The organism is Shinella sp. AETb1-6, from assembly GCF_009826875.1.
In the GTDB taxonomy this organism is placed as follows: domain Bacteria; phylum Pseudomonadota; class Alphaproteobacteria; order Rhizobiales; family Rhizobiaceae; genus Shinella; species Shinella sumterensis.
The window spans coordinates 14446-36088 of record NZ_WUMM01000025.1 but is presented as its reverse complement, the minus strand read 5'-3'; the positions used below and the strand labels follow the sequence as shown (position 1 = coordinate 36088).

The 21643-nt window shown below is 62.5% G+C and carries 19 protein-coding genes; 16 read left to right on the top strand and 3 right to left on the bottom strand.

All coding sequences use genetic code 11. The features are described from left to right. Window positions 1–162: 162 nt before the first annotated feature. Window positions 163–1122 carry a sugar phosphate isomerase/epimerase gene (locus GR158_RS24640; protein WP_134652011.1) on the bottom strand — a complete coding sequence of 320 codons (960 nt, stop codon included), beginning with the start codon at window positions 1120–1122 and terminating at the stop codon, window positions 163–165. A gap of 11 nt (window positions 1123–1133) precedes the next feature. Next, window positions 1134–2147, bottom strand: coding sequence for a Gfo/Idh/MocA family oxidoreductase (locus GR158_RS24635; protein ID WP_160872996.1), 1014 nt, complete (start codon window positions 2145–2147; stop codon window positions 1134–1136). A 359-nt stretch (window positions 2148–2506) separates the two neighbouring features. Between GR158_RS24635 and GR158_RS24630 the strand changes: the two genes are divergently transcribed. From GR158_RS24630 to GR158_RS24590, 9 genes are all read left to right on the top strand, one after another. Further along, window positions 2507–3520, top strand: a complete 1014-nt coding sequence (locus GR158_RS24630; RefSeq protein WP_371731789.1) for a LacI family DNA-binding transcriptional regulator — start codon at window positions 2507–2509, stop codon at window positions 3518–3520. A 513-nt stretch (window positions 3521–4033) separates the two neighbouring features. Next, entirely contained in the window at window positions 4034–5062 is a 1029-nt protein-coding gene (locus tag GR158_RS24625; protein WP_134652005.1) for a sugar ABC transporter substrate-binding protein, read from the top strand. A 98-nt stretch (window positions 5063–5160) separates the two neighbouring features. Beyond that, a complete protein-coding gene (locus tag GR158_RS24620; protein ID WP_160872994.1) occupies window positions 5161–6117 on the top strand; it encodes an ABC transporter permease in 957 nt (318 codons plus the stop codon). 17 nt (window positions 6118–6134) lie between these two features. Beyond that, window positions 6135–6908: an ATP-binding cassette domain-containing protein gene (locus tag GR158_RS24615; RefSeq protein ID WP_160872993.1), complete on the top strand. Its 774-nt coding sequence runs from the start codon at window positions 6135–6137 to the stop codon at window positions 6906–6908. Continuing rightward, window positions 6908–7882, top strand: coding sequence for an ABC transporter permease (locus tag GR158_RS24610; RefSeq protein WP_160872992.1), 975 nt, complete (start codon window positions 6908–6910; stop codon window positions 7880–7882). The genes GR158_RS24615 and GR158_RS24610 overlap by 1 nt, the downstream gene beginning before the upstream one ends. Before the next feature lie 266 nt (window positions 7883–8148). Beyond that, a complete protein-coding gene (locus GR158_RS24605) occupies window positions 8149–9258 on the top strand; it encodes a phytanoyl-CoA dioxygenase family protein (protein WP_160872991.1) in 1110 nt (369 codons plus the stop codon). 69 nt (window positions 9259–9327) lie between these two features. Next, window positions 9328–10272 (top strand): sugar ABC transporter substrate-binding protein, encoded by a 945-nt coding sequence (locus tag GR158_RS24600; protein WP_160872990.1) that lies wholly within the window; start codon window positions 9328–9330, stop codon window positions 10270–10272. Window positions 10273–10348: 76 nt separating this feature from the next. After that, window positions 10349–11470, top strand: a complete 1122-nt coding sequence (locus tag GR158_RS24595) for an ABC transporter permease (protein ID WP_202402439.1) — start codon at window positions 10349–10351, stop codon at window positions 11468–11470. Then, window positions 11470–12246, top strand: a complete 777-nt coding sequence (locus tag GR158_RS24590) for an ATP-binding cassette domain-containing protein (protein ID WP_160872989.1) — start codon at window positions 11470–11472, stop codon at window positions 12244–12246. The genes GR158_RS24595 and GR158_RS24590 overlap by 1 nt, the downstream gene beginning before the upstream one ends. Window positions 12247–12287: 41 nt before the next feature. On the opposite strand, the gene iolE is transcribed toward GR158_RS24590, so the two are convergent. Beyond that, window positions 12288–13187, bottom strand: coding sequence for a myo-inosose-2 dehydratase (iolE, locus tag GR158_RS24585; protein ID WP_160872988.1), 900 nt, complete (start codon window positions 13185–13187; stop codon window positions 12288–12290). Between the two features lie 196 nt (window positions 13188–13383). Here iolE and GR158_RS24580 point away from each other — a divergent pair, with 196 nt between their 5' ends. From GR158_RS24580 to GR158_RS24550, 7 genes are all read left to right on the top strand, one after another. Further along, window positions 13384–14505 carry a Gfo/Idh/MocA family protein gene (locus tag GR158_RS24580; RefSeq protein WP_160872987.1) on the top strand — a complete coding sequence of 374 codons (1122 nt, stop codon included), beginning with the start codon at window positions 13384–13386 and terminating at the stop codon, window positions 14503–14505. Window positions 14506–14715: 210 nt separating this feature from the next. After that, entirely contained in the window at window positions 14716–16152 is a 1437-nt protein-coding gene (locus tag GR158_RS24575; protein ID WP_160872986.1) for an NAD-dependent succinate-semialdehyde dehydrogenase, read from the top strand. A 10-nt stretch (window positions 16153–16162) separates the two neighbouring features. After that, window positions 16163–16978: an HpcH/HpaI aldolase/citrate lyase family protein gene (locus GR158_RS24570; protein ID WP_160872985.1), complete on the top strand. Its 816-nt coding sequence runs from the start codon at window positions 16163–16165 to the stop codon at window positions 16976–16978. Next, the gene (locus GR158_RS24565) at window positions 16979–17974 is read left to right on the top strand and encodes a hydroxyacid dehydrogenase (RefSeq protein WP_160872984.1); all 996 of its coding nucleotides are present in this window, start codon (window positions 16979–16981) and stop codon (window positions 17972–17974) included. Next, window positions 17971–19479: a sugar ABC transporter ATP-binding protein gene (locus GR158_RS24560; RefSeq protein WP_160872983.1), complete on the top strand. Its 1509-nt coding sequence runs from the start codon at window positions 17971–17973 to the stop codon at window positions 19477–19479. Before GR158_RS24565 ends, GR158_RS24560 begins: the two co-directional genes overlap by 4 nt. Beyond that, window positions 19476–20492: an ABC transporter permease gene (locus GR158_RS24555; protein WP_246665782.1), complete on the top strand. Its 1017-nt coding sequence runs from the start codon at window positions 19476–19478 to the stop codon at window positions 20490–20492. Before GR158_RS24560 ends, GR158_RS24555 begins: the two co-directional genes overlap by 4 nt. A 33-nt stretch (window positions 20493–20525) precedes the next feature. Further along, window positions 20526–21473 carry a substrate-binding domain-containing protein gene (locus GR158_RS24550; protein ID WP_160872982.1) on the top strand — a complete coding sequence of 316 codons (948 nt, stop codon included), beginning with the start codon at window positions 20526–20528 and terminating at the stop codon, window positions 21471–21473. Window positions 21474–21643 lie beyond the last annotated feature (170 nt).

Below are 21643 nucleotides of genomic sequence, written 5' to 3'. Positions count from 1 at the left end.
CAGCGGGGTCCTCGAGGGCGACTTTTACAAGCCGCTCGGCATCTTCTGAAAAAGTGCCGTGTCCAGAGACAATGCGCCGCTTGATTTCCACGAAGTTCTCAGGCGGATTTTGCTGGTTCGATTGATGTACACGCCTGATGGTGCTTTTCGGCGCCATAGCTTTCAAATCGCCTGTAGTTTGAAATCGCTCTCGGCGACCGGCATAACGGTCTTCAGGAGCGCGATCGATTTTTCCAGCCCCTCAAGACTGTTAAGCAGCACGTCTTCGTGCTCGATCGAGAGCCAGCCATCATAGCCGGCCATTGTAAGGCGGTAGCAGAACTGGCGCCACCAGGTCTCGCCATGGCCGAAACCGAGTGTGACATAGGACCAGCTTCGGGTGGGAATGTTCATCAGCGAGCCGTTCTCCAGAAGCGAGGTCGTCGCCTGGACCGGCGCATTCAGCATCGTGTCCTTGGCGTGCACATGAAAGATGGCCTCTCCCAGCGCTTCGGCCGCGACCAGCGGATCGGCACCCATCCAGAAGAGATGCGAGGGGTCAAGATTGGCGCCTACGACTGGGCCGATGGCAGAACGCAGCTTCAGGAGCGAGGGGACGTTGTAAACATATTGATTGCCGTGCAACTCGAGCGCGATGCGCTCCACGCCATATTCCTTTGCGAGAGCGGCGATCTCCGTCCAGAACGGCAGGAGCTTGTCTTCCCACTGGTAGCGCAGGATTTCCTGCGTTTCCGGCGGCCAGGACGAGACCACCCAGTTGGGCATGAGATCTCCCGCGCGCCCCGCCGGCAGGCCGGACATGGTGCACACGGTCTTGATGCCCATATCTCCGGCAAGGCGGATCGTGTCCTTCAGGCACGCGCCTTGCTCGGGCTGGGTCGGATGCAACGGATTGCCGTTGGCGTTGAGCGCGATGATCTCCAGGCCACGATCCGCGAAGGCGCTGGTGAAGTGCCGGCGCGCATCGGCACTACTCTTCATCGCCTCAAGATCGAAATGTGGGGCCGTGGACCAGCCGCCGGTGTTCACCTCAACGCCCGAGACGCCAAGCCGCGCGGCACTGTCGAGAAGAGCGTCGAAAGACAGGCCGCCGAGGCTGTCGGAAACGAAACCGAGTTTCATTGCAGGTTTCCTTATCGTGCGTTGTAGAGAGAGGGCCTGACCATCGTGTCGAGGCTAATGCGTCTACCGGTTCGCAGCGCCTCGACGCCCGCTTCGGCGACGAGCGTCGCGCAATAGCCGTCCCAGCTATCGGAGGCGATTGCGGGGAAGGTGCCGGTTCGAACGAAATTCAAAAAGGCCTTGTTTTGCAGGCGGTAGGCTTCCGCAAAACGCGGCCGCCAATCGGATGGATAGTGTTCGAACGCCATCAGATGGCCATTGCGGCGCGTGTGGACCGGGGCGTTGAGCAGGATCGATCCCTTTTCGCCCACCAGTTCGCCGCGCACGTCGTAGCCATAGGCGGCGCTGTTGTTGACCTCGATGTTGACGATCTGACCCTGGTCGGTTTCGAGAACCATGAAGACCGGCGCGCCGGTTTTCGATGCATCGACGCCGGTTGGCTGAAACACGGATATCGCGGTATAGTCGGCGTCGAGCATGAAGCGTGCGACATCGAATTCGTGCGGGGCGGAATTGGTGATCGCCATCTGGCCGGTAAAGTTCGCCGGCGCTTCGACATTCCTGTGTGTGTTGTGCATCATGATCGCCCGGCCGAGCGAGCCGTCCGCGAGCGCGGCCTTCATGTCGCGATAGGATGGGTCGAAACGGCGCATGAACCCGAGCTGGACAAACCGGCGGCCGCGCGCGACTTCGGCGTCGATGACCGCAAGGCATTCCCGGGAATTCTGCGACAGGGGCTTTTCGCAGAGCACCGGCTTCCCCACCGCGATTGCGGCAAGCGACAAGGGCGCATGGGTTTCATCCGGGCTTGCGATGATCATGGCGTCGATGTCGTCGCGCCGGATCGTCTGGAGCGGGTCGGTGGAGATGTCGGCTGCGCCGTAATCCGCCGCGATCGCACGGGCGCGCGCCTCGGACGCATCGCAGACGACCTGCAGCACGGCGCCGGGCAAATCCTCCGAGACGATCCGCGCATGGTCGGCACCCATGATGCCTGCACCGATAATTGCAATTCTGACGGACATTCCATGTTCCTTGTTTTCGAAGCGCGCATGGGCGCAGCGTCGGGGTCGCCATGGGCGCGTTCCCGTTGAGGTGAAGTTGGAGCCTTGCTGCCGGGCGCGACCTGGAGCGACACATGCGCCGGTGAGAACCCATGCAGGCGTCGAGCGTGAGGGCTTCCTTCAGCTGACCGGTTGGATTATCCGGATTGAAATGCCATCATTCAACGAAAGTGACGGGCAGATTTCGATGCTTTTCGCATCAAATATTTCGCATTGCACAAACACATGGCAAGGCCGTCATGCGCTGAGAGTCGGGCATGCATTCATCCGATTCCGTGATTTGAATCGCATCAGACCGTGAGGGGAAAATGCCAAAACCCGTGAAGCCTGCAACATGGAAAGGACCTTCGGTTCATGCGATCGCCAAGATCGCGGCTGTGGGCTCCGCGACGGTCGACCGGGTGCTCAACAACCGCAGCGGCGTGCGGGAGAAGACCCGGGCGCGGGTTCTCGCGGCACTGGAAAAACTTCGCCATGAGAGCGCCGATAACGACGTCCCCGTCCTCATTCGCCTGTTCTGTGAATCCGGTGAGACATTCAATGCGGCCATGGCGGCGGCCGTCTCGGAGGTAAACCGCACACAGGCCGGCGTCGATATCCAGGGCGTGTATGTGACGACAAGCGATGCCGAACCACTCGCCTTCGCGCGGCGGATCGAGCAGGAAGGCGGGGAGGCGGACGGCGTCGTCGTCATTGGCCGGGAGCATCCGGCAACGAACCGCGCCATTCGAAAGCTCCGGACGATCGGCCGGCCGGTGGTCTGCCTCACGACGGACCTGCCGAGCTCGCGGCGAAGCACCTATGTCGGGAACGACCAGTATGCCGCCGGAAGCGTTGCGGCACTGTTGATCGGCAACGCCCTGCCGAAGGAAAACAGCAGCATTCTGGTTGTCATGAGCGTGCCGTTTCGTTGCCAGCAGGAGCGCGAGATGGGCTTCCGGCGGGTTCTGCGGTCTGATTTTCCGTACCTGAAGATCGAGGAACGCATGATCTCGGATGAAAGGCCCGAGAACACATGCGAGCAGCTGATGCGGTACTTCGAGGCGAATGGACATCCCGCGGCGATCTACAATGTGGCTGGTGCCAATCGCGGTATCGCCAAGGCGCTGGAAAATACCGGCAAGGCGGACGAAACGGTGTTTGTCGGCCATGAACTGTCCGTCCACTCCCGTGCGCTGCTGGAGGCCGGGGTGATGGATTATGTCATCTCGCATGATTTCGCCGCCGAACTCGCCTCGGCGGCGCGATGGATAAAGAGCAATCTGAATGGCGTGACGAGCGAGCCGGGCTATTCGCAGGTCCTCGTTCACACGCGATACAATTGCGGCCTGTAGAACCATCGGGGTGCGCATGTCTATGGTGTCGCCGAGGTGGTCGTCTGCCCATTGCAGGCGATAGCCGTATCCGCTCATTTCGCCTTTGATGCGGTACTCGCTCGCCAAAAGCTGCGATAGTTCGATGTGATTTACATCATTAGTATCTGTCGTTTCATGGTAGTCATAATAATTTCAGTATCTTAATTGGCGATCGATCATTGTTGCCATTTGATGGAGAGAAAATCAGAATTCGCCTCATGAAAACCTTGTGAACCATCGTCTTCATCAATGAAAATACCTCCAGGCGATCTCCTTATCGGGTCGCCAGAGATAGTCACAAACGCTGACCGCAGTGCCGATCTCGTTCCTGTTTTGGAATAAAAGTTGACCGTATGAAATTAATGCAATAAATGTTGCATCGAGGAGTTCGACAGGCAGCGTGGAGGTTGTCTGTGGTGCCGTCTGAAAACGACTGAGCAATCCGCTCGCATCGAAAACTCTATTTGTTTCCAATCAAGGAGGAGGAACCTTATGAAAATTGGAAAAAGCATCCTGTACTCTGCTCTTTTCGCGTCTGCTGCGCTTGGGATCGCCCATGCCCAGGAGGCCGAAAAGCAGTATCGCTTCGTCATGGTGTCGCATATCGGCTCCAACGATCCCAACATGAACTGGCTGACGACGTCCCTGAAGGAGTTCGAGGCGAAGTATCCGGACGTGAAGACCGAATACATTTCCACGAACAATTACTCGGTTCAGGAGCACGTCCGCCTGCTCGAACAGGCGATCGCAACGCAGCCGGATGGCATTGCCGTCCCGATCGTCAGTTCCGATGCCTTTGAAGGTCCGCTGCGCAAAGCGATCGAAGCAGGCATCCCGGTCGTCGCCTTCAACATTCCGGACGGTCGCCCGGATGGCGAGCGCATTCCCTATCTTACCTATGTCGGCGGCGATGAATTCCTGACGGGCAAGAAGCTCGGTGAATACGCGCTGACGAAGGTCGAGGCCGGCGAAATCCCGAAGCCGACGCATGTGGTTTGCGCCAGCCATGACTCGGCGCACCAGGGCCTCAAGGCGCGCTGCGCCGGCATGAAGGAGGTGATGGAGAAGGCAGGCGCCAAATTCGACGAACTCTTCATCGGCGCGGAACCGGCAACGGCGCGCAACACGCTGCAATCGTTCCTGCAGGCCAATCCGGATACCAACTACATCTTCACGGTCGCCGGTTGGTCGTCGCCGTGGGCGTGGGGCGTGGCGAATGACATGAAGCTCGATCCTGACGTCGATGACAAGGGCGTCACGGTTCTCACCGTGGACGAAGGCCCGGTGTCGATCGAAGGCGTGCGCGCGGGGCATATCCTTGCGACGAACAGCCAGGGTTTCTGGCTGCAGGGCTACGCGCCCATGGAGTGGCTCTACTGGTACAAGAAGTTCGGATACGCGCCCCAGCAAAGCATCCTGACCGGTCCGATCGTGATCAACAAGGATAATGCGGATCAGTGGGCGACACAGGTTCGCGGCGTGTTCGGCGACAAGGCCTACGACGAACAGAACACTTGGTAACCGGTACCCTCCCGGGCGAGGGCGGCTGGCCTTTCGACAGGCTGGCTGCCCTCCTTTGCGCATCCCGCGGCGCATATCAACGAGCAGGACCCAGAACCATGAAATATCTTGTCCGCAGCCAGGGTTTTGGCGCGACCGTCGGCGTCATCGCCATGCTGGCCGTTTTCACAGCGATCGATTTCTCCGGCTGGTGGACGGTGCAGACGCTGTCCAACGTCACGCAGTTCACAGCCATTCTCGCGCTCGTCGCCCTGGGGCAAGCCCTTGTGATCATGACGAAGGAGATCGATCTGTCCGTCGGCTCGATCTACGGGCTGACCGGCGTGGCGTTCATCACGCTGGAGCCGTCCCTGGGCGTGCCCGGCTCTCTGATTGTCGCCCTGTTCATCGCGGCAATTGCAGGTTTCGTCCAGGGAACCGCCGTGGTCAAAGGCGAGCTTCCCTCGATGATCGTCACGCTTGGCGGACTGTTCGCAGCGCGCGGCATTATCTATGTCTGGACGGGCGGCTCCGTCCACAATTTCTCTCCCGATGCTCGCACCCACGCGCTGACCCGTCTCCTGGGCGGAGAGCTCTTCGGCATTGCAGCGGCGATCTACTGGGTCGGCATCATTTCCATCCTGCTTTCGATCATGCTGTGGGGAACCCGTTTCGGGAACCGGCTTTTGGCGACCGGCGGCAGTCGGGAAAGTGCTGAATCACGCGGCGTCCGCACCGATCGTGTCAAGACGGCGGCCTTTGTCCTCTGCTCTCTGCTTGCGGGCTTTGCCGGCATCCTGACCCTGTGCAACCAGCCGCAGACCCATGTGACGCTTGGTGAAAACATGGAGCTCGAGGCCATCTCGGCGGCCGTGATCGGCGGGTGCCTGCTGACCGGCGGACGCGGGTCGATCCTCGGGGTCATCCTCGGTGCCTTGATCGTCGTCAGCTTTCGCTACGAGTTGATCGCGCTCGGCGCGCCATCGTCCTGGTACATCACTTTCGTCGGCGCCGTTCTCATCGTGGCGGTTATTTTCAATCAGAAGCTTGCCCGCTTTCTCGGGCACAGCGTTTGACGCGGGAGGACGCTCAAATGACCCAACACCCTCTGATCCAGGTGAAAAACCTTGACCTCTATTTTGGCGCCTTCCACGCTTTGAAGAACGTCTCGGTCGATTTCAACGCGGGCGAGCTGATCGGCCTGGTCGGTGACAACGGCGCCGGCAAGACCACGCTGATCCGCGTGCTGTGCGGAGTACACGCCCCGACAAAGGGTGAGGTGTTCTTCGACGGCAGGAAGGTGGAGAAGTTCCACCCGAAGCTCGCGATCGACCAGGGCATCGAGACCATCCAGCAGTCGGTCGGACTGTGCGACAATCTTTCGATTGCCCGCAACTTCTATCTCGGTCGCGAGCCGGTCAAACGCATTCTTGGAATTCCGTTTCTCGACTTCGCCAAGATGCGTGAAAAATCCAGCCGCGTCATCCGGCAGTTCGGCCTTCGCGAGAATGTCTCGGCCGATGACGAGGTCGAGCGTCTGTCGGGCGGCGAGCGCCAGTCGGTCAAGATCGGCCGGGCCGTCGAGTTCAAGAACCGCGTCGTGATCATGGATGAGCCGACAAACCACCTATCGGTGCGCGAACGCGAGCATGTCAACGAACTGGCGGTGCAGCTGAAGGAGCAGGGCCTGCTCGTCATCTACATCACGCACGACATCTTCCAGGTGCACAAGCTCGCCGACCGCATCGTCATCATGGAAAACGGCGAGAAGGTTGCCGATGCGTCGACCGACAGCATGTCGGCGGAAGCGCTCGAAGATGTCATCCGGCAGGGTGGCCGTGTCGTCGAGAAGCAGGAGGCGGTCTGATGGCGCTCTCCGCAGCAAAGCCTCTCATCCGCCGTCACACGGAAATCGGCATCTTTCTGATCGGCGCCATCCTGATCGTCATTTTCGCATCGACCTCGGACGGGCGGTGGGCCAACCTCTACAATATCGGAACGATCATGCAGGTGACTGCGACGCTCGGGCTCATGAGCCTGGGTGTCGCCATCGTGATCGGGACTGGCGAGATCGACATTTCGGTCGGCTCGACCTTCGGCATGGGCGCGCTCGCCCATCTGTGGCTTGCCGCCCGTGTTGATCCCGTGTTTGCCGCTCTGGCCGCCATCGTCGTTGGTGCGGCGATCGGCTACGTGAATGGCTGGCTTGTAACGAGGACCAAGACGCCGTCGCTGATCATCACGCTTGGCACGCTGATGATCTTCCGCGGCATCGCGATCGCGCTGACGGACGGCTTTTCCTTCTCCATTCCCTATGCCGCGCGCAACGGCTGGACCTACTTCCTGCTCGGTGGCGGCGATGTTTTCGGATTCAACACGGCCCTGTTCTGGTTGATCGCGGCCTTCGCGGTTCTCCTCGTCGTGCTGAAGGCCATGCCATTCGGCAACCGGCTGCTGGCCGTCGGTGGCTCGGCGGACAGTGCGCATTCGCGCGGTGTGCGTGTCGATCGCATCAAGCTGTCCGCATTCGTCATTTGCGGCATCCTGGCCGCCTTTGCTGGCGCGCTCGAGGCTGGAAAGCTCGGTTTTGCGGACGGGTCCATGGGGCGGCTTATGGAATTGCAGGCCATTGCCTCCTGCGTTCTGGGTGGTTGCCTTTTGGCCGGCGGAAGGATTTCGCTGATCGGTGCTTTGATGGGCGCGTTCGTGCTGTCCTCCATCCAGTCCTATCTGGTCGTCACCGGTGTTCAGCCGCAGTGGTTCATCCTCATTCTGGGCCTCATCGTCGTCGGGGCGGCCTATGGCGACAAGTCGCTGCGAAACTGGGCGATCCGGAAATAGCAGCATTCTTCTCTCTCCCTGTCTGATCGCATCGGCGCCGCTCACCGGCGCCGATTTTTTTTGGTCTTTCCTGAGCGTTGTTTCCTGTTCGTGCGCCGTGGGCGCGAAGTGTGTTGACATTCCGTTATCTGCAATTAATGTTGCTCCTTGAGGAGAAATGCAATTATTCAATCCCGGCAGTGATTTGCAACGCTCAAACGGCGGCGTTGCGAGAGCGTCGAGTGCTGTCTTGTGCGGGATTGAACCTAGATCGGGAGGACGATTTCATGAGTGACATTTCCACGGTGATCGACCTTGCGCAGTTCCGGCGCGAGGTGGAAACCGAAACAACGAAAGCGATGTGCCCGACGGCCATTGCCATCGAGAAGAACATTCCGATCTACGACGGCAAATCCGTCAGCGATGCCATCGGCCCGGAATGGGCCTCGGTCATCGGCGAGGGGCCGGGTGTCTTCGTGGTTAAGCGCGCTTTCACCGATCCGGGCGCCATCGATGCGGCAAGCGATGTCTTTCGCGAGATCATCGCCGACGAGCGCGCGGCCGGCACGGCCGCAGGCGACCACTTCGCCAAGGCCGGCGCGAACGACCGCATCTGGAACAGCCTGCAGAAGCTGTGCCTGCGCAATCCCGCGGTCTACGCCCGCTACATGGCCAATCCGGTGATCGACATTGCCTGCCGCGCCTGGCTCGGCCCGGGCTACCAGATCGCCACGCAGGTCAATCAGGTCCGCCCCGGCGGCAAGGCGCAGGCGCCGCACCGCGACTATCACCTCGGCTTCATGAAGCCCGAGCAGATGGCGGAATATCCGACCCACATCCACGCCACCGGCCCGACGCTCATCCTGCAAGGCGGGGTTGCCCATTGCGACATGCCGGTGGAAAGCGGCACGACGAAGCTGCTGCCCCATTCGCAGCGTTACCTGCCGGGCTACGTTGCGGCCACGCGACCGGAATTCCGGGACTATTTCGAGGAGCACTATGTCCAGCTCCCGTTGGAGAAGGGCGACGCGATCTTCTTCAGCCCGGCGCTGTTCCATGCCGCCGGCGAAAACCGGACGGCGGATGTCGTGCGCATGGTCAACCTCATCCAGACTGCATCGGCCTTCGCACGCCACATGGAAAATCTCGACCGCACGGCCATGGCCCGCGCCGTTTATCCGCATCTGGCGGGACTTTCGCCGGAGGGTCGGCGGGCGGTGATTGCCGCGACCGCTGATGGCTACCCGTTCCCGACCAATCTCGACACCGATCCGCCGCTCGGCGGTCTCGCCCCGGAAAGCCAGCAGGACCTGCTCGCCCGGGCTGTCGCGGAAGGCTGGGACGAGGCGCAGCTCGATGCGGCTCTTTCCGCACAGGGCGCCAAGCGCGCTGCCTGAACACAAAGTTACCCGCAACGGCTTCGGGCGGGGAGGCAACAGGAAGCCAATTTCGGGAGGAAAGTACATATGAAGAAAATTCTACAATCCCTGGCGCTCGGTGCGTTGCTCGCCACGACGGCGCTTGCCGGTGCCGCGCACGCGGACGGCGAGAAATTCGTCTGGATCAGCCATGGTCCGGATAGCGACAGCTGGTTCAACGTCATCAAGAACGCCATCAAGGTCACGAACGAGCAGATGGGCGTTACGACGGAATACCGCAACCCGCCGACGGGCGACCTCGCCGATATGGCACGCATCGTCCAGCAGAGCTCGGCGGCCGGCGTCGATGGCATCATCGTCACCATCGCCGATTTCAACGTGCTCGAAGGGCCGATCAAGGACGCCGTCGCCAAGGGCATTCCGGTCGTCACCGTCAATTCCGGCACGGTGGAGGAGAGCCAGAAGCTCGGCGCTCTGCTGCATGTCGGCCAGCCGGAATACGAAGCAGGCCTCGGTGCCGGCAAGCGGGCGAAGGAAGCGGGCATCAAGAGCTTCCTCTGCGTCAACCACTACATCACCAACCCCGCGTCCGTTGAGCGGTGCCGCGGCTTTGCCGAAGGCATCGGCGTCGAACTCGGCAACCAGATGGTCGATTCCGGCATCGATCCGTCGGAAGTGCAGAACAAGGTGAAGGCCTATCTCACAGCCAATCCGGATACCGGCGCGATCCTGACGCTCGGCCCCAACTCGGCCGAACCGTCGATCCGCGCGGTGAAGGACATGGGTCTCGACGGCGACATCTACTTCGGCACGTTCGACCTATCCGCCGAGATTTCGGCGGCCATCAAGGACGGTACGATCAACTTCGCGATCGACCAGCAGCCTTTCCTGCAAGGCTCGATCCCGATCCAGGTGCTGACGAGCTATGTGCGCTACGGCGTCGCGCCGGCAAACTCCATCTTCACCGGCCCCGGCTTCGTGACGAAGGACAACATCGCGCTCGTCGAGTCGCTGGCGGGCCAATACCGCTGATCTGACGGATTTTGGCGCGCAACGGGTTCTCGCCCGTGCGCGCCAAAATATGTTTTCGAGGGAGGAGACTGCATTCATGACGGACGTCATTCCGGACGCGCTGAAGGACGAGCGCATCAAACCCGTCTCGCCGCTCAGGCGCGCGCTGATCCGGCCCGAGCTTGGCGGTATCTGCGGCACGATCCTGGTCTTCCTGCTGTTTGCGGTGATCGCCGGCGACAGCGGCATGTTCGCCGCCGAGGGGGTCATGAACTGGACGGTGGTTTCGGCCCAGTTCATGGTCATCGCGGTCGGTGCCTGCCTGCTGATGATCGCGGGCGAGTTCGATCTTTCCACCGGCTCGATGATCGGTTTTTCCGGCGTCATGATGGCCATCCTGTCAGTCCATCTCGGCGTGCCGCTCTGGCTCGCCATCATCGCGACCTTTGCCTTCTGCATCCTGCTCGGCGGCGTGAACGGCTGGCTGGTCATCCGCACCGGCCTGCCGTCCTTCATCGTGACGCTGGCGTTCCTCTACATCCTGCGCGGACTGACGATCTGGAGTTCGATCTATTTCACTCGGCAGACGATCATCGGCGGTGTCGCCGAGAAGGCGGCGGCCGACTGGCTCGCGCCGATCTTCGGCGGAAAAGTTCTTGGCTGGCTTTTCACCTGGATGGGGGAGGCGGGTTGGATTGCCACCTTCACGCGCGGCAATCGTGCCGGCCAGCCGGTTATCGACGGCGTCCCGATGCTCGTCGTCTGGGCCATCGTGCTGGTGATCTTCGGCCATTGGCTGCTGACGCGCACCAAGTTCGGCAACTGGATCTTTGCTGCGGGCGGTGATGCGCTTGCCGCGCGTTACGTCGGCGTGCCGGTCAATCGCGTCAAAATCCTGATGTTCATGTTCTCCGCCTTCTGCGCCTGCGTCTTCGCGACCTGCCAGGTGATGGAATTCGGCTCGGCGGCGGCCGACCGCGGCCTGTTGAAGGAGTTCGAGGCGATCATCTGCGTGGTCATCGGCGGCGCCTTGCTGACCGGCGGTTACGGCTCGGTCATCGGGGCGGCCCTCGGCGCGATCATCTTCGGCGTGGTGCAGCAAGGCCTGTTCTTCGCCAATGCGGAAAGCTCGCTCTTCCGGGTGTTCCTCGGCGTCATCCTGCTGACGGCCGTGATCATGAACACCTATATCCGCCGCATTATCACGGGAGAACGCTGATGTCCGCCATCGTGGAGATGAGAAACATCACGAAGCATTTCGGCCATGTCATCGCGCTGGCCGGTGTCTCCTTCGACGTGAAGGCCGGCGAATGCCACTGCCTGCTCGGCGACAACGGTGCCGGCAAATCCACCTTCATCAAGATCATGTCCGGCGTCTACAAACCGAGTGGCGGCGAGGTGCTGGTGGAGGGTACGCCGACCCTGTTCCAGAGCCCGCGCGACGCCATGACGGCAGGCATTGCCACGGTCTACCAGGATCTCGCCATGATCCCGCTGATGAGCGTCAGCCGCAATTTCTGGATGGGCCGCGAGCCGGAGCGCGGCGTCTGGCCCTTCAAGACCTTCGACACGGACAAGGCCGACGACATTACCGTCAAGGAAATGCGCAAGATGGGCATCAGCCTGCGCGGCCCGGACCAGGCGGTGGGTACGCTCTCCGGTGGCGAGCGGCAGACGGTGGCGATTGCGCGAGCGGTCTATTTCGGCGCGAAGGTGCTGATCCTCGACGAGCCGACCTCGGCGCTCGGCGTGCGCCAGACGGCGAACGTGCTGAGCACGATCGACCGGGTCCGCAAACAGGGCATCGGCGTCGTCTTCATCACCCACAACGTTCGCCATGCGCTGGCCGTCGGGGATCGCTTCACGGTGCTGAATCGTGGCCAGACATTGGGGACCGCCGAGCGTGGGACGGTGGATGCGGCAGCCTTGCAGGACATGATGGCCGGCGGCCAGGAACTGGCGTTGCTGGAGGCCTCGCTGGGCGGCACCATTTGAAACGGACGTGCCGGCTTCAGGCCGGCACGTCCCGTCTTCTGTCAGCGGACCACCTCGTAACCGGCGGCCGCCATGACGCGCAGGAGTTCCTTATGGCCGATCTTTGCCATGTCGAGCGGCGGGTTGTGGGTGGGATCCTGCTCGGCCTCGACGACGAACCAGCCTTCATAACCATGGGAAGCGAGGCGCTTAACGATGGCCTCGAAATCGAGGCTGCCGTCGCCGGGCACCGTGAAGGCGCCCTTGATGACGGCGTCGAGGAAGCTTTCCTTCGTGCGGTCGAGCGCGTCGATCACCGGCAGTCGGACATCCTTGGTGTGGACGTGGGTGATGCGGCCGTGATGCTTGTCGATGACGCGCAGAACGTCGCCGCCCGCAAAGGCCATGTGGCCGGCGTCAAAGAGCAGCGGCAGGCCCTCGCCGGAATGTTTCATCAGCAAGTCGAGTTCTTCCTCGGTCTCGATCGGTGCTGCCATGTGGTGGTGATAGGAGATCGGCATGCCCTGGTCGGCACACCATTCGCCGAAGGCCGTCATCTTGCGGCCATAGGCCTTGATCTCGTCCTCGGAAAGCCTGCGCTTGGTGGCAAGCGACGCGCTGCGGTCGCCCTGGATGGTGCCGGCCGTCTCGCCATAGACGATACAGGGGGCACCGACCGCCTTGAACAGCGCCATCTGTTCGGCGATCCGGTCCTTCTCCGCCTCGATGTCGCCGTCAAGCAAGAGGCCCGAGAACCAGCCGCCGCAGACCTGGATGCCGTATCTGTCGAGGATGGGACGCAGGACCTTCGCGTCCATCGGGAAGCGGCGGCCGGTCTCCATGCCTGTAAAGCCGGCTTCGGCGGCCTCTGCAAGGCAGCCTTCCAGCGAAATATCGCTGCTGATTTCCGGCAGGTCGTCGTTCCACCACGCGATGGGGGCAATGCCGAGTCTGGCTTTCATGGTCTGTCTCCGCGTCAAAGGGTCGGTGTCTTGTCTGCGCGAAGTCCGACCCGCCGAAAACGGCCCTTGCTGTCGCCTCCTCCCCGCATGGAGGTCTCATACAAAACATATATTGACATTTCAATATTCTTGCAAAGATAATTGCATTCACCCGGCCGGAGGAGGCCGCGGGCACATCATCCAGGGAACAGAGAGAATGAAGAAGAAGCTCCGTCTTGGCCTCATCGGGTCGGGTTTCATGGGCAAGACGCATGTGTTCGGCTTTGCGGCCGCCGAGCGGGTTTTCGACCTTCCCTATGACGTTGAACTTGCCACCATCGCCGATGTGACCATGGCCCAGGCCGAGGCGGCGCGGGCCGCCTTCGGCTTCCAGCGTGCCACGGACGACTGGCGCAGCCTGGTGGCGGATCCCGATATCCACGTCATCGACATCACCGCGCCGAACGCGCTGCACAAGGAGATGGCGCTTGCCGCGATTGCCGCCGGCAAACATGTTTACTGCGAGAAGCCGCTCGCCCCGCTTGCCGCCGATGCGCGGGAGATGGCCGAGGCGGCGGAAAAGGCCGGCATCAGGACACAGGTCGGCTTCAACTACCTTTGCAATCCCATGCTCAGCCTTGCAAGGGAGATGATCGCGGGCGGGGAGCTGGGCGAAATCCGCGGCTACCGCGGCCTCCACGCCGAGGACTACATGGCCGATGCAAGCGGCCCGTTCACGTTCCGGCACGATCCGGCAGGCGGCGGCGCCCTGGCCGATATCGGCAGCCACGCGCTGGCGACGGCGGAATACCTGATGGGACCGATCACGAAGGTGATGGGTGATTGCGTCACGATGATCGCGAGCCGCCCCGATGGCAAGGGCGGTGTGCGGCCCGTCGAGACGGATGATGTCGGCCGCGCCTTTCTGCGCTTCGCCAACGGTGCGACCGGCTCCATCGAAGGCAACTGGATCGCGACCGGCCGCAAGATGCAGCACGACTTCGAGGTCTATGGCACGAAGGGGGCGCTCGCCTTCTCGCAGGAGCGCTTCAACGAACTCCATTTCTATTCCACGGCGGATGCGAAGGGCCGGCAGGGGTTCCGGCGCATCGAGGCCGGCCCCGACCATGTGCCCTATGGCCGTTTCTGCGTCGCTCCTGGCCATCAGCTTGGCTTCAACGACCTGAAGGCGATCGAAGTGGCGGGGTATCTGGAGGCTATCGCCGGCTTGCGGCCGGAGCCGTTCAATTTTCGCGCGGGCCTGCGCATCCAGATGCTGGTGGAGACGATCCAGCAATCGTCGCGCGCCGGCGCCTGGCTTGATGTGAAGGGTGATTGACCGCGGGTGGCGGTGGCGCAATGATAATTGCATGTGGAGTCTGCCCGGCAATTCGTGCCGCGCTCGCCGGCGCCGTGTCCAGCGCTCCATTTACCCAAAACAAGCTGTTCATCATGCCGATTACGCTTGACGTGCAATTAAAATTGCGTCTTTGTAATAATGAAAACAAATGTTGCTGATTGGCTTCCTTCGGCAACGCGAGGAGGAAACATGTACGCGTCCTACGGCTTGTTCATCGATGGCGCCTGGTCAGGTCCCGCGACCGGCGCATCGACCGAAATCACGGATCCGGGCAACGGCGATGTATTGGGCGTCGTTCCCGTGGCCAGCGTTGACGACACAAACCGGGCGATCGGTGTGGCGGACAGGGCCTTCCAGGCCTGGAAGAAGACCCCGGCCTGGACCCGTGCGGATCACTTGCACAAGGCCGCCGACGTGATGGCGGCGCGCACGGCCGAGGCAGCGCGCCAGATCACGCTCGAAACGGGAAAGCCGCTGGCGCAGGCGGGGCGCGAATGGGCACTCGCCGTCGACCAGTTCCGCTGGTACGCGGAGGAAGCCCGCCGCATCTACGGCCGCATCGTCGAAAGCCGTGTGCCGGGCGGTCGCCTGGAGGTGACGCATGAGCCCGTCGGTGTCGTCGCAGCCTTCACAGCGTGGAATTTCCCAGCGGCGTTGATCGCCCGCAAGGTCGCGCCGGCGCTTGCCGCCGGCTGTGCCGTCATCGTGCGTCCGTCCGTCGAAGTGCCGGGCGTTGCCATGGTCCTCTTCGACTGCCTGCGTGAAGCCGGCCTTCCCGCAGGCGTCGCTAACCTTCTGATCGGCCCGACCGGCAACACCTACAAGCCCATCATGGCATCGTCCGTCGTGCGGAAGGTTTCTCTGACGGGGTCGACACGTGTCGGTCAGCAGATGATCCGCGACAGTGCCGAAACGGTAAAGCGCGTCAGCATGGAACTCGGCGGCAATGCGCCGATGATCGTCTTCGACGACGCCGATCTCGACAAGGCCCTCGATCTCGCTGTGCCGACGAAATACGCCAATGCCGGCCAGGTCTGCGTAACGCCCGACCGCTTCTATGTGCATGAGTCGTTGCACGATCGCTTTTCTGACGGCTTTGCTGCCCGCGCCCGCGCGCTGAAGCTCGGTTACGGTCTCGATGAGGCGACGCAGATGGGGCCGCTGATCAACGAGCGCCGCATCGCCGCCATCGAGGAAATCGTCGCCGATGCGAGTGACCGCGGCGGCAGGATCCTCGCAGGCGGCAGACGCCCGGCGGATACGAATGCCGGTTTCTTCTTCGAGCCCACCGTCATCACCGGCCTGCCGGACGATGCCAAGGCGATCGCCGAGGAGAATTTCGGCCCGATCGCCGCCATCACGCCCTTTTCCAGCACGGATGAGGTCTTCGAGCGGGCGAATGCCTCCGAAATGGGACTTTCCGCCTATGTCTTCACCCGAGATGCCGGCCGCGCACGCGAGGCGGCGGCGCGGCTGGAGGCGGGCATGGTCGGGGTCAACAGTTTTGCACTGGCAGCCGCCGAGGCGCCGTTCGGCGGCATCAAGGCGAGCGGCATGGGCCGCGAGGGCGGTACCGAGGGCATCCTCGACTATTCCAACGTCAAGCTCGCGCAGATGCTGGTCTGAGGAGGCAGTCATGATCAAGAACGGTGTCAAGCAGCGCTGGGCCGAAGGCAAGCCCGTCCTCAACGGCTGGCTCTCCATCGCCAATTCCTTCAGCGCCGAAATCATGGCCGCGCAGGGTTACGACTCGCTCACCATCGACATGCAGCACGGCATTGTCGGCTACGATGGCGCGGTGCCGATGCTTCAGGCCATGCGGGCAAGCGGTGTGACACCGCTGGTGCGCGTGCCGTGGCTCGATCCCGCCGACATCATGAAGGCGCTCGATGCCGGTGCCTACGGTGTCATTTGCCCGATGATCAATACCCGTGCAGAAGCAGAGCGGCTTGTCTCCTATGTGCGCTATCCCCCCAATGGCGTGCGCAGCTTCGGCCCCAGCCGTGCCCTGTTTTCCGCCGGCGCCGGATATGCAGCGGAAGCCGATGACGAGATGATCTGCCTCGCCATGATCGAGACGGCGCAGGCCTATGAGAACCTGGAGGATATCCTCGCGACCCCCGGCCTCGACGGCGTCTATATCGGTCCCGCCGACCTGACGCTGGGGCTCCAGGGCAAGCGCTACGCACCCGGCTTCGACCGTCGCGAGCCCGAGATGATCGAGGCGATCAAGACGATTCTCCATGCGGCTCACAAGGCGGGAAAACGTGCGGCGCTGCATAACGGCACCCCCGACTATGCGGCGGAAGCCGTGGGCTGGGGCTTCGACTTCGTGACCGTCACCAACGATGTCCGCCTCCTTGCGGGCGCCGCCGAGGCGAGTGTGCGGAAGTTCCGCGATCTCGTTCACGAAATCGCTCCCGCCAACACGATCGACACAGGAGGATATTGAATGCCCAGGATTCTGGTCGCAGGCAAGATCCACGCTGACGGTCTTGCCGTTCTCAATTCCGCGCCCGGCTTGACGATCGACTATGTCGAGGAGGTTTCCGCGGCAAGCTACAAGCCGTTCCTCGCCGCCGCCGATGCGCTACTTATCCGCACCCAGCCGCTCTCGGCGGCATTCGTTGCCGATGCGCCGAACCTCAAGATCGTTTCGCGTCACGGCGTCGGTTACGATTCGGTCGATGTCGCGGCCTTGAACGGTCGCGGCATACCGCTCGCCGTCGTGGGAGATGTGAATTCCCGCGCCGTGGCCGAGCACGCCGTCATGCTGATGCTCTCGGCCGCGCGCCGCACCGTCCTCTTCGACCGCAAGATGCGGGAAGGTGATTGGAACTATCGTAACAGTCTGGATGCCGATGAGTTGGACGGTGGCACGTTGCTGGTGGTCGGCTTCGGCCGCATTGGCAGGCGGCTGGCGCAGATCGCAACGGCGCTCGGCATGACGGTGCTTGCCTACGACAAGTTCCAGGCCGCGGACCAGATCGCGGCCGCCGGCGCAACGCCCGTGGATGATCTGCTCGATGGCCTCTCCCGCGCCGACGTCGTGTCGCTGCATGTGCCCAAATCGGGCGCCGAGCCCTTGATCGGAGCGAAGGAACTGGCTGTGATGAAACGCTCGGCCATTCTCGTGAACACGGCGCGCGGCGGCCTGATCGACGAAAAGGCGCTGCTGGCCGCGCTCGATGAAGGGAGGCTTGCCGCGGCTGGTCTCGACGTCCTTGATTCCGAGCCGCCGGCGAATGACGACCCCATGCTCGCCTGCGACCGGGTGGTGCTTTCCCCGCACAATGCCGGGCTCACCGAAGCCTGCGCGCGCCGCATGGCCATCTCGGCGGCGGAGAACATTATCGATTTCTTCAAGGGAACGCTCGATCCGACGCTCGTCGTCAATCGCTCCGAGATTGCGGCACAGCGCCTTTCTCCTGTCGGCGGCTGGTCATGACGCTCCTGACATTCCGGGACATCGCCAAGTCCTATGGCATCGTGCCGGTGCTGAAGGGCATTGATCTCGTGGTCAAACCGGGCGAGGTGCTGGCGCTCGTTGGTGAAAACGGCGCGGGCAAGTCGACACTCATGCGCATTGCCGCGGGACTGGCGCCACCGTCTTCGGGCACAATGCTGCTGGATGGCGCACCGGCGCCGGCAACGCTGCATGCCGCCGAGCGCGCTGGCATCGTCATGGTGCACCAGGAATTCTGCCTGGCGCCCCATTTGACGGTGGCGGAAAACGTCTTTCTCGGCCGGGAAATCACGCGCGGCCTCTTTACCGATCGCAAGGCGATGGAGATACGGGCACGCGACCTGCTGGCTGAACTCGGCTCGGCCGCTCCCGTCCGGGCACGGCTCCGCGATCTGCCGGTGTCCGACTGGCAGATGATCGAACTTGCCAAGGCCTTCGCGCGTCAGCCAAAACTTATCCTGATGGACGAGCCGACCGCCGTGCTCTCGGCCACGGAGGCGGGCAACCTGTTCAGTCGGATCCGCGCCTTCCGGGACGCAGGCGGCTCGGTGATCTTCACCTCGCATCGCCTCGATGAAGTGAAGAATATCGCCGATCGCGTCGCGGTGCTGCGCGATGGACAGATCGTGCGCGTCGAGAACACTCAGGATGTTTCCGAGGATGAGATGGCCGAGGCGATGGTCGGTCGGCCGCTCGCGGAAATCTATCCGCCGCGGCGCGGTGCGCAGGGACGCACGGTATTGCTCGGCGTTGCCGGTCTCACATCGCCGGGCGCCGTCGAAGAGGCAACGCTCGATATCCGCGTGGGCGAAGTGCTCGGCATTTCCGGCCTCGTCGGATCAGGTCGCACCGAACTTTTCGAAGCACTCTTCGGGCTGCGGCCGGCGAAATGCCGATCCTTCCACTTGCGCGGCGCGGCGCGAAAGCTGCCGACAGCGCGCGAGGCCTGGGGCCTGAAGCTCGCTTATCTGACGGAGGACCGCAAGGGTAAGGGCCTGCTGCTCGGCAAGTCGCTCGACCAGAACGTGGCGCTCACCAAGGGGGCGATCGCTGGCGCGAGCTGGATCGACCGGCGGGCGGAGCGACGGGACCTCGAAGCGGCCGTCGGGCGCTATGACATTCGCACCGGACGGCTGGACGTGACGGCCGGAGCGCTCAGCGGCGGCAACCAGCAGAAGGTGCTGATCGCCAAAACGCTCGCCGTGGAACCCGATCTCATCGTCTTCGACGAACCCACGCGCGGCGTCGATATCGGCGCCAAGCAGCAGATCTACGAGATCATTGCCGCACTCGCTGCCGAAGGAAAGGCGATCGTCGTCATCTCGTCCGAGATGCAGGAGATCGTCGGCCTGTCCGACCGGGTGCTGGTCATGCGGCGAGGCCGCATCGCCGGCGAGCTTACCGGCGACGCGATCAGCGAGACCGACATCATTCGATTTGCCATGGGCTTGGAAGAGAAGGCCCCGCAGGAGGAGGCAAGCCATTGACCGATATAAGCGCGACATCCGCCGGCAACGCCACAGCGTCGCCGGGCCGCACCCTTGCTGGCATTTTCGAGGCGGCCGGCCCGCTCATCGCCCTCATCCTGCTTATGCTCGTCGGCTCCCTGATGAGCGATAGCTTCCTCGGCGCGGAAAATCTCTCGAACGTTTTCACGCGCAGCGCCATCATCGGCATCATCGCGGTTGGCGCCACCTTCGTCATCACGGCGGGCGGGCTCGACCTTTCCGTCGGCTCGCTCTCCGCGCTGGTGGCAGGCGTCACGATCATGTTCATGAATACGGCGGCCGAGACGCTTGGGCCGGGCTGGCAGCTCGTCGCTGCGGGCATCGTCTTTTCGCTGGTTGTGGGCGCGGCGGCGGGACTGCTTAACGGTGTCATGATCGTCAAGGGGCGGGTGGAAGCCTTCATCGTGACGCTCGGCGCCATGGGCATTTTCCGCTCGGTCATCACCTGGCTTGCGGATGGCGGCTCCATCTCGCTCGATTTCTCGCTGCGCGATGCCGCACGCCCGATCTATTACGGCCAGATTCTCGGCATCGCCGTGCCGATCCTCGTGCTCGCCGTCATCGCCATCGTCGGCGAACTGGTGCTGCGGCGCATGCGCTTCGGCCGGCATGTCGCCGCCATCGGCTCGAACCGCCATGTCGCCTTCTATTCGGCGATCCCGGTTAACAGGGTACGCATCCTCACCTATGTCATCCAGGGCCTCTGCGTCGCCGTCGCCACCGTGATCTACGTGCCGCGCCTGGGCGCCGCGACGCCTTCGACCGGCCTGATGTGGGAGCTGGAAGCCATTGCCGCCGTCATCATCGGCGGTACGGCGCTCAGCGGTGGCTTCGGCCGCATCTGGGGCACCATCGTCGGCGTGCTGATCCTCGGCTTCATCAGCAACATCCTCAACCTCACCGGCTTCATAAGCCCCTATCTCAACGGCGCATTCCAGGGGGCGATCATCATCATCGCCGTACTGCTGCAACGCGACCGCTCGCAGGGCTGAACCGTCTTTTCACTTCAACAGGGAGACAAGTGAATGTTCCACAAGCTGAAATCCATGCTTGCCGCAGGCGCAGTCGCCATCGCGGCGCTGGCAACGCCGGCTCTTGCCGCCGACGCCGTCATCGGCGTCTCGATTCCGGCCGCCACCCATGGCTGGACAGGGGGACTCAACTATCACACCAAGCGCACCATCGACCGGATGAAGGAAGCCTTTCCGAACATCGACTTCGTGCTGGCGACGTCGTCGAGCGCGACGCAGCAGGTCAACGACATCGAGGACCTGATGGCGCGCAACATCAACGCGCTCGTCGTGCTGCCCTTCGAATCCGACCCGCTGACCGAGCCGGTCAAGGCCGCCAAGGCCAAGGGCGTCTTCATCGCGACCGTCGACCGCGGTCTCGCTGAAGAGGGCATCGAAGACCTCTATGTCGGCGGCGACAACCCGCAATACGGCACGGCTGCTGCCGAATACTTCAAGAATAAGTTTCTGGACGGCGGCAAGATCGTCGTGATGCGCGGCATTCCGACGGCGATCGACAATATCCGCATCGACGCCTTCAACGCGGCGCTGAAGGACACCAAGATCGAAGTGCTCGACATGCAGTATGCCAACTGGAACCCGGACAAGGGCTTCGAGGTGATGCAGGACTACCTGCAGCGTTTCCCCGAGATCAACGGCGTCTGGGCGGGTGATGACGATGCCGCGCTTGGCGCCATCGAGGCGATCAAGCAGGCGGACCGCAAGAACGTGACGGTGCTGGGCGGCTCCGGCATGAACAAGGTGATCAAGCTGGTGATGGACGGTCATGACATGGTCGATGCCGACATCTTCTACCCGCCGACGCTGATCATCCCGGCGATCGAACTCGTCACCATGAAGTTCGCCACCCAGGCCCCCATCAACGGTCGCTACGTACTCGGCAGCCCGCTGATCACGAAAGACAACGCGGCAGAATACTACTTCCCCGACGCTCCCTATTGATGAAAAAGGGTGCGCCCGTCAGGGCGCACCCGCTGCCGCCGGACAGGTGGATCGCGACAAGCGTTGCGGATTGCCGGGTTTTGCAATACTGCACTGAGTAAGCAACGGGACCGCGTGGACCACAATCCTGAATGGCGCGGCCTCTTGCACATCATGCTTCAGGAGTTGCG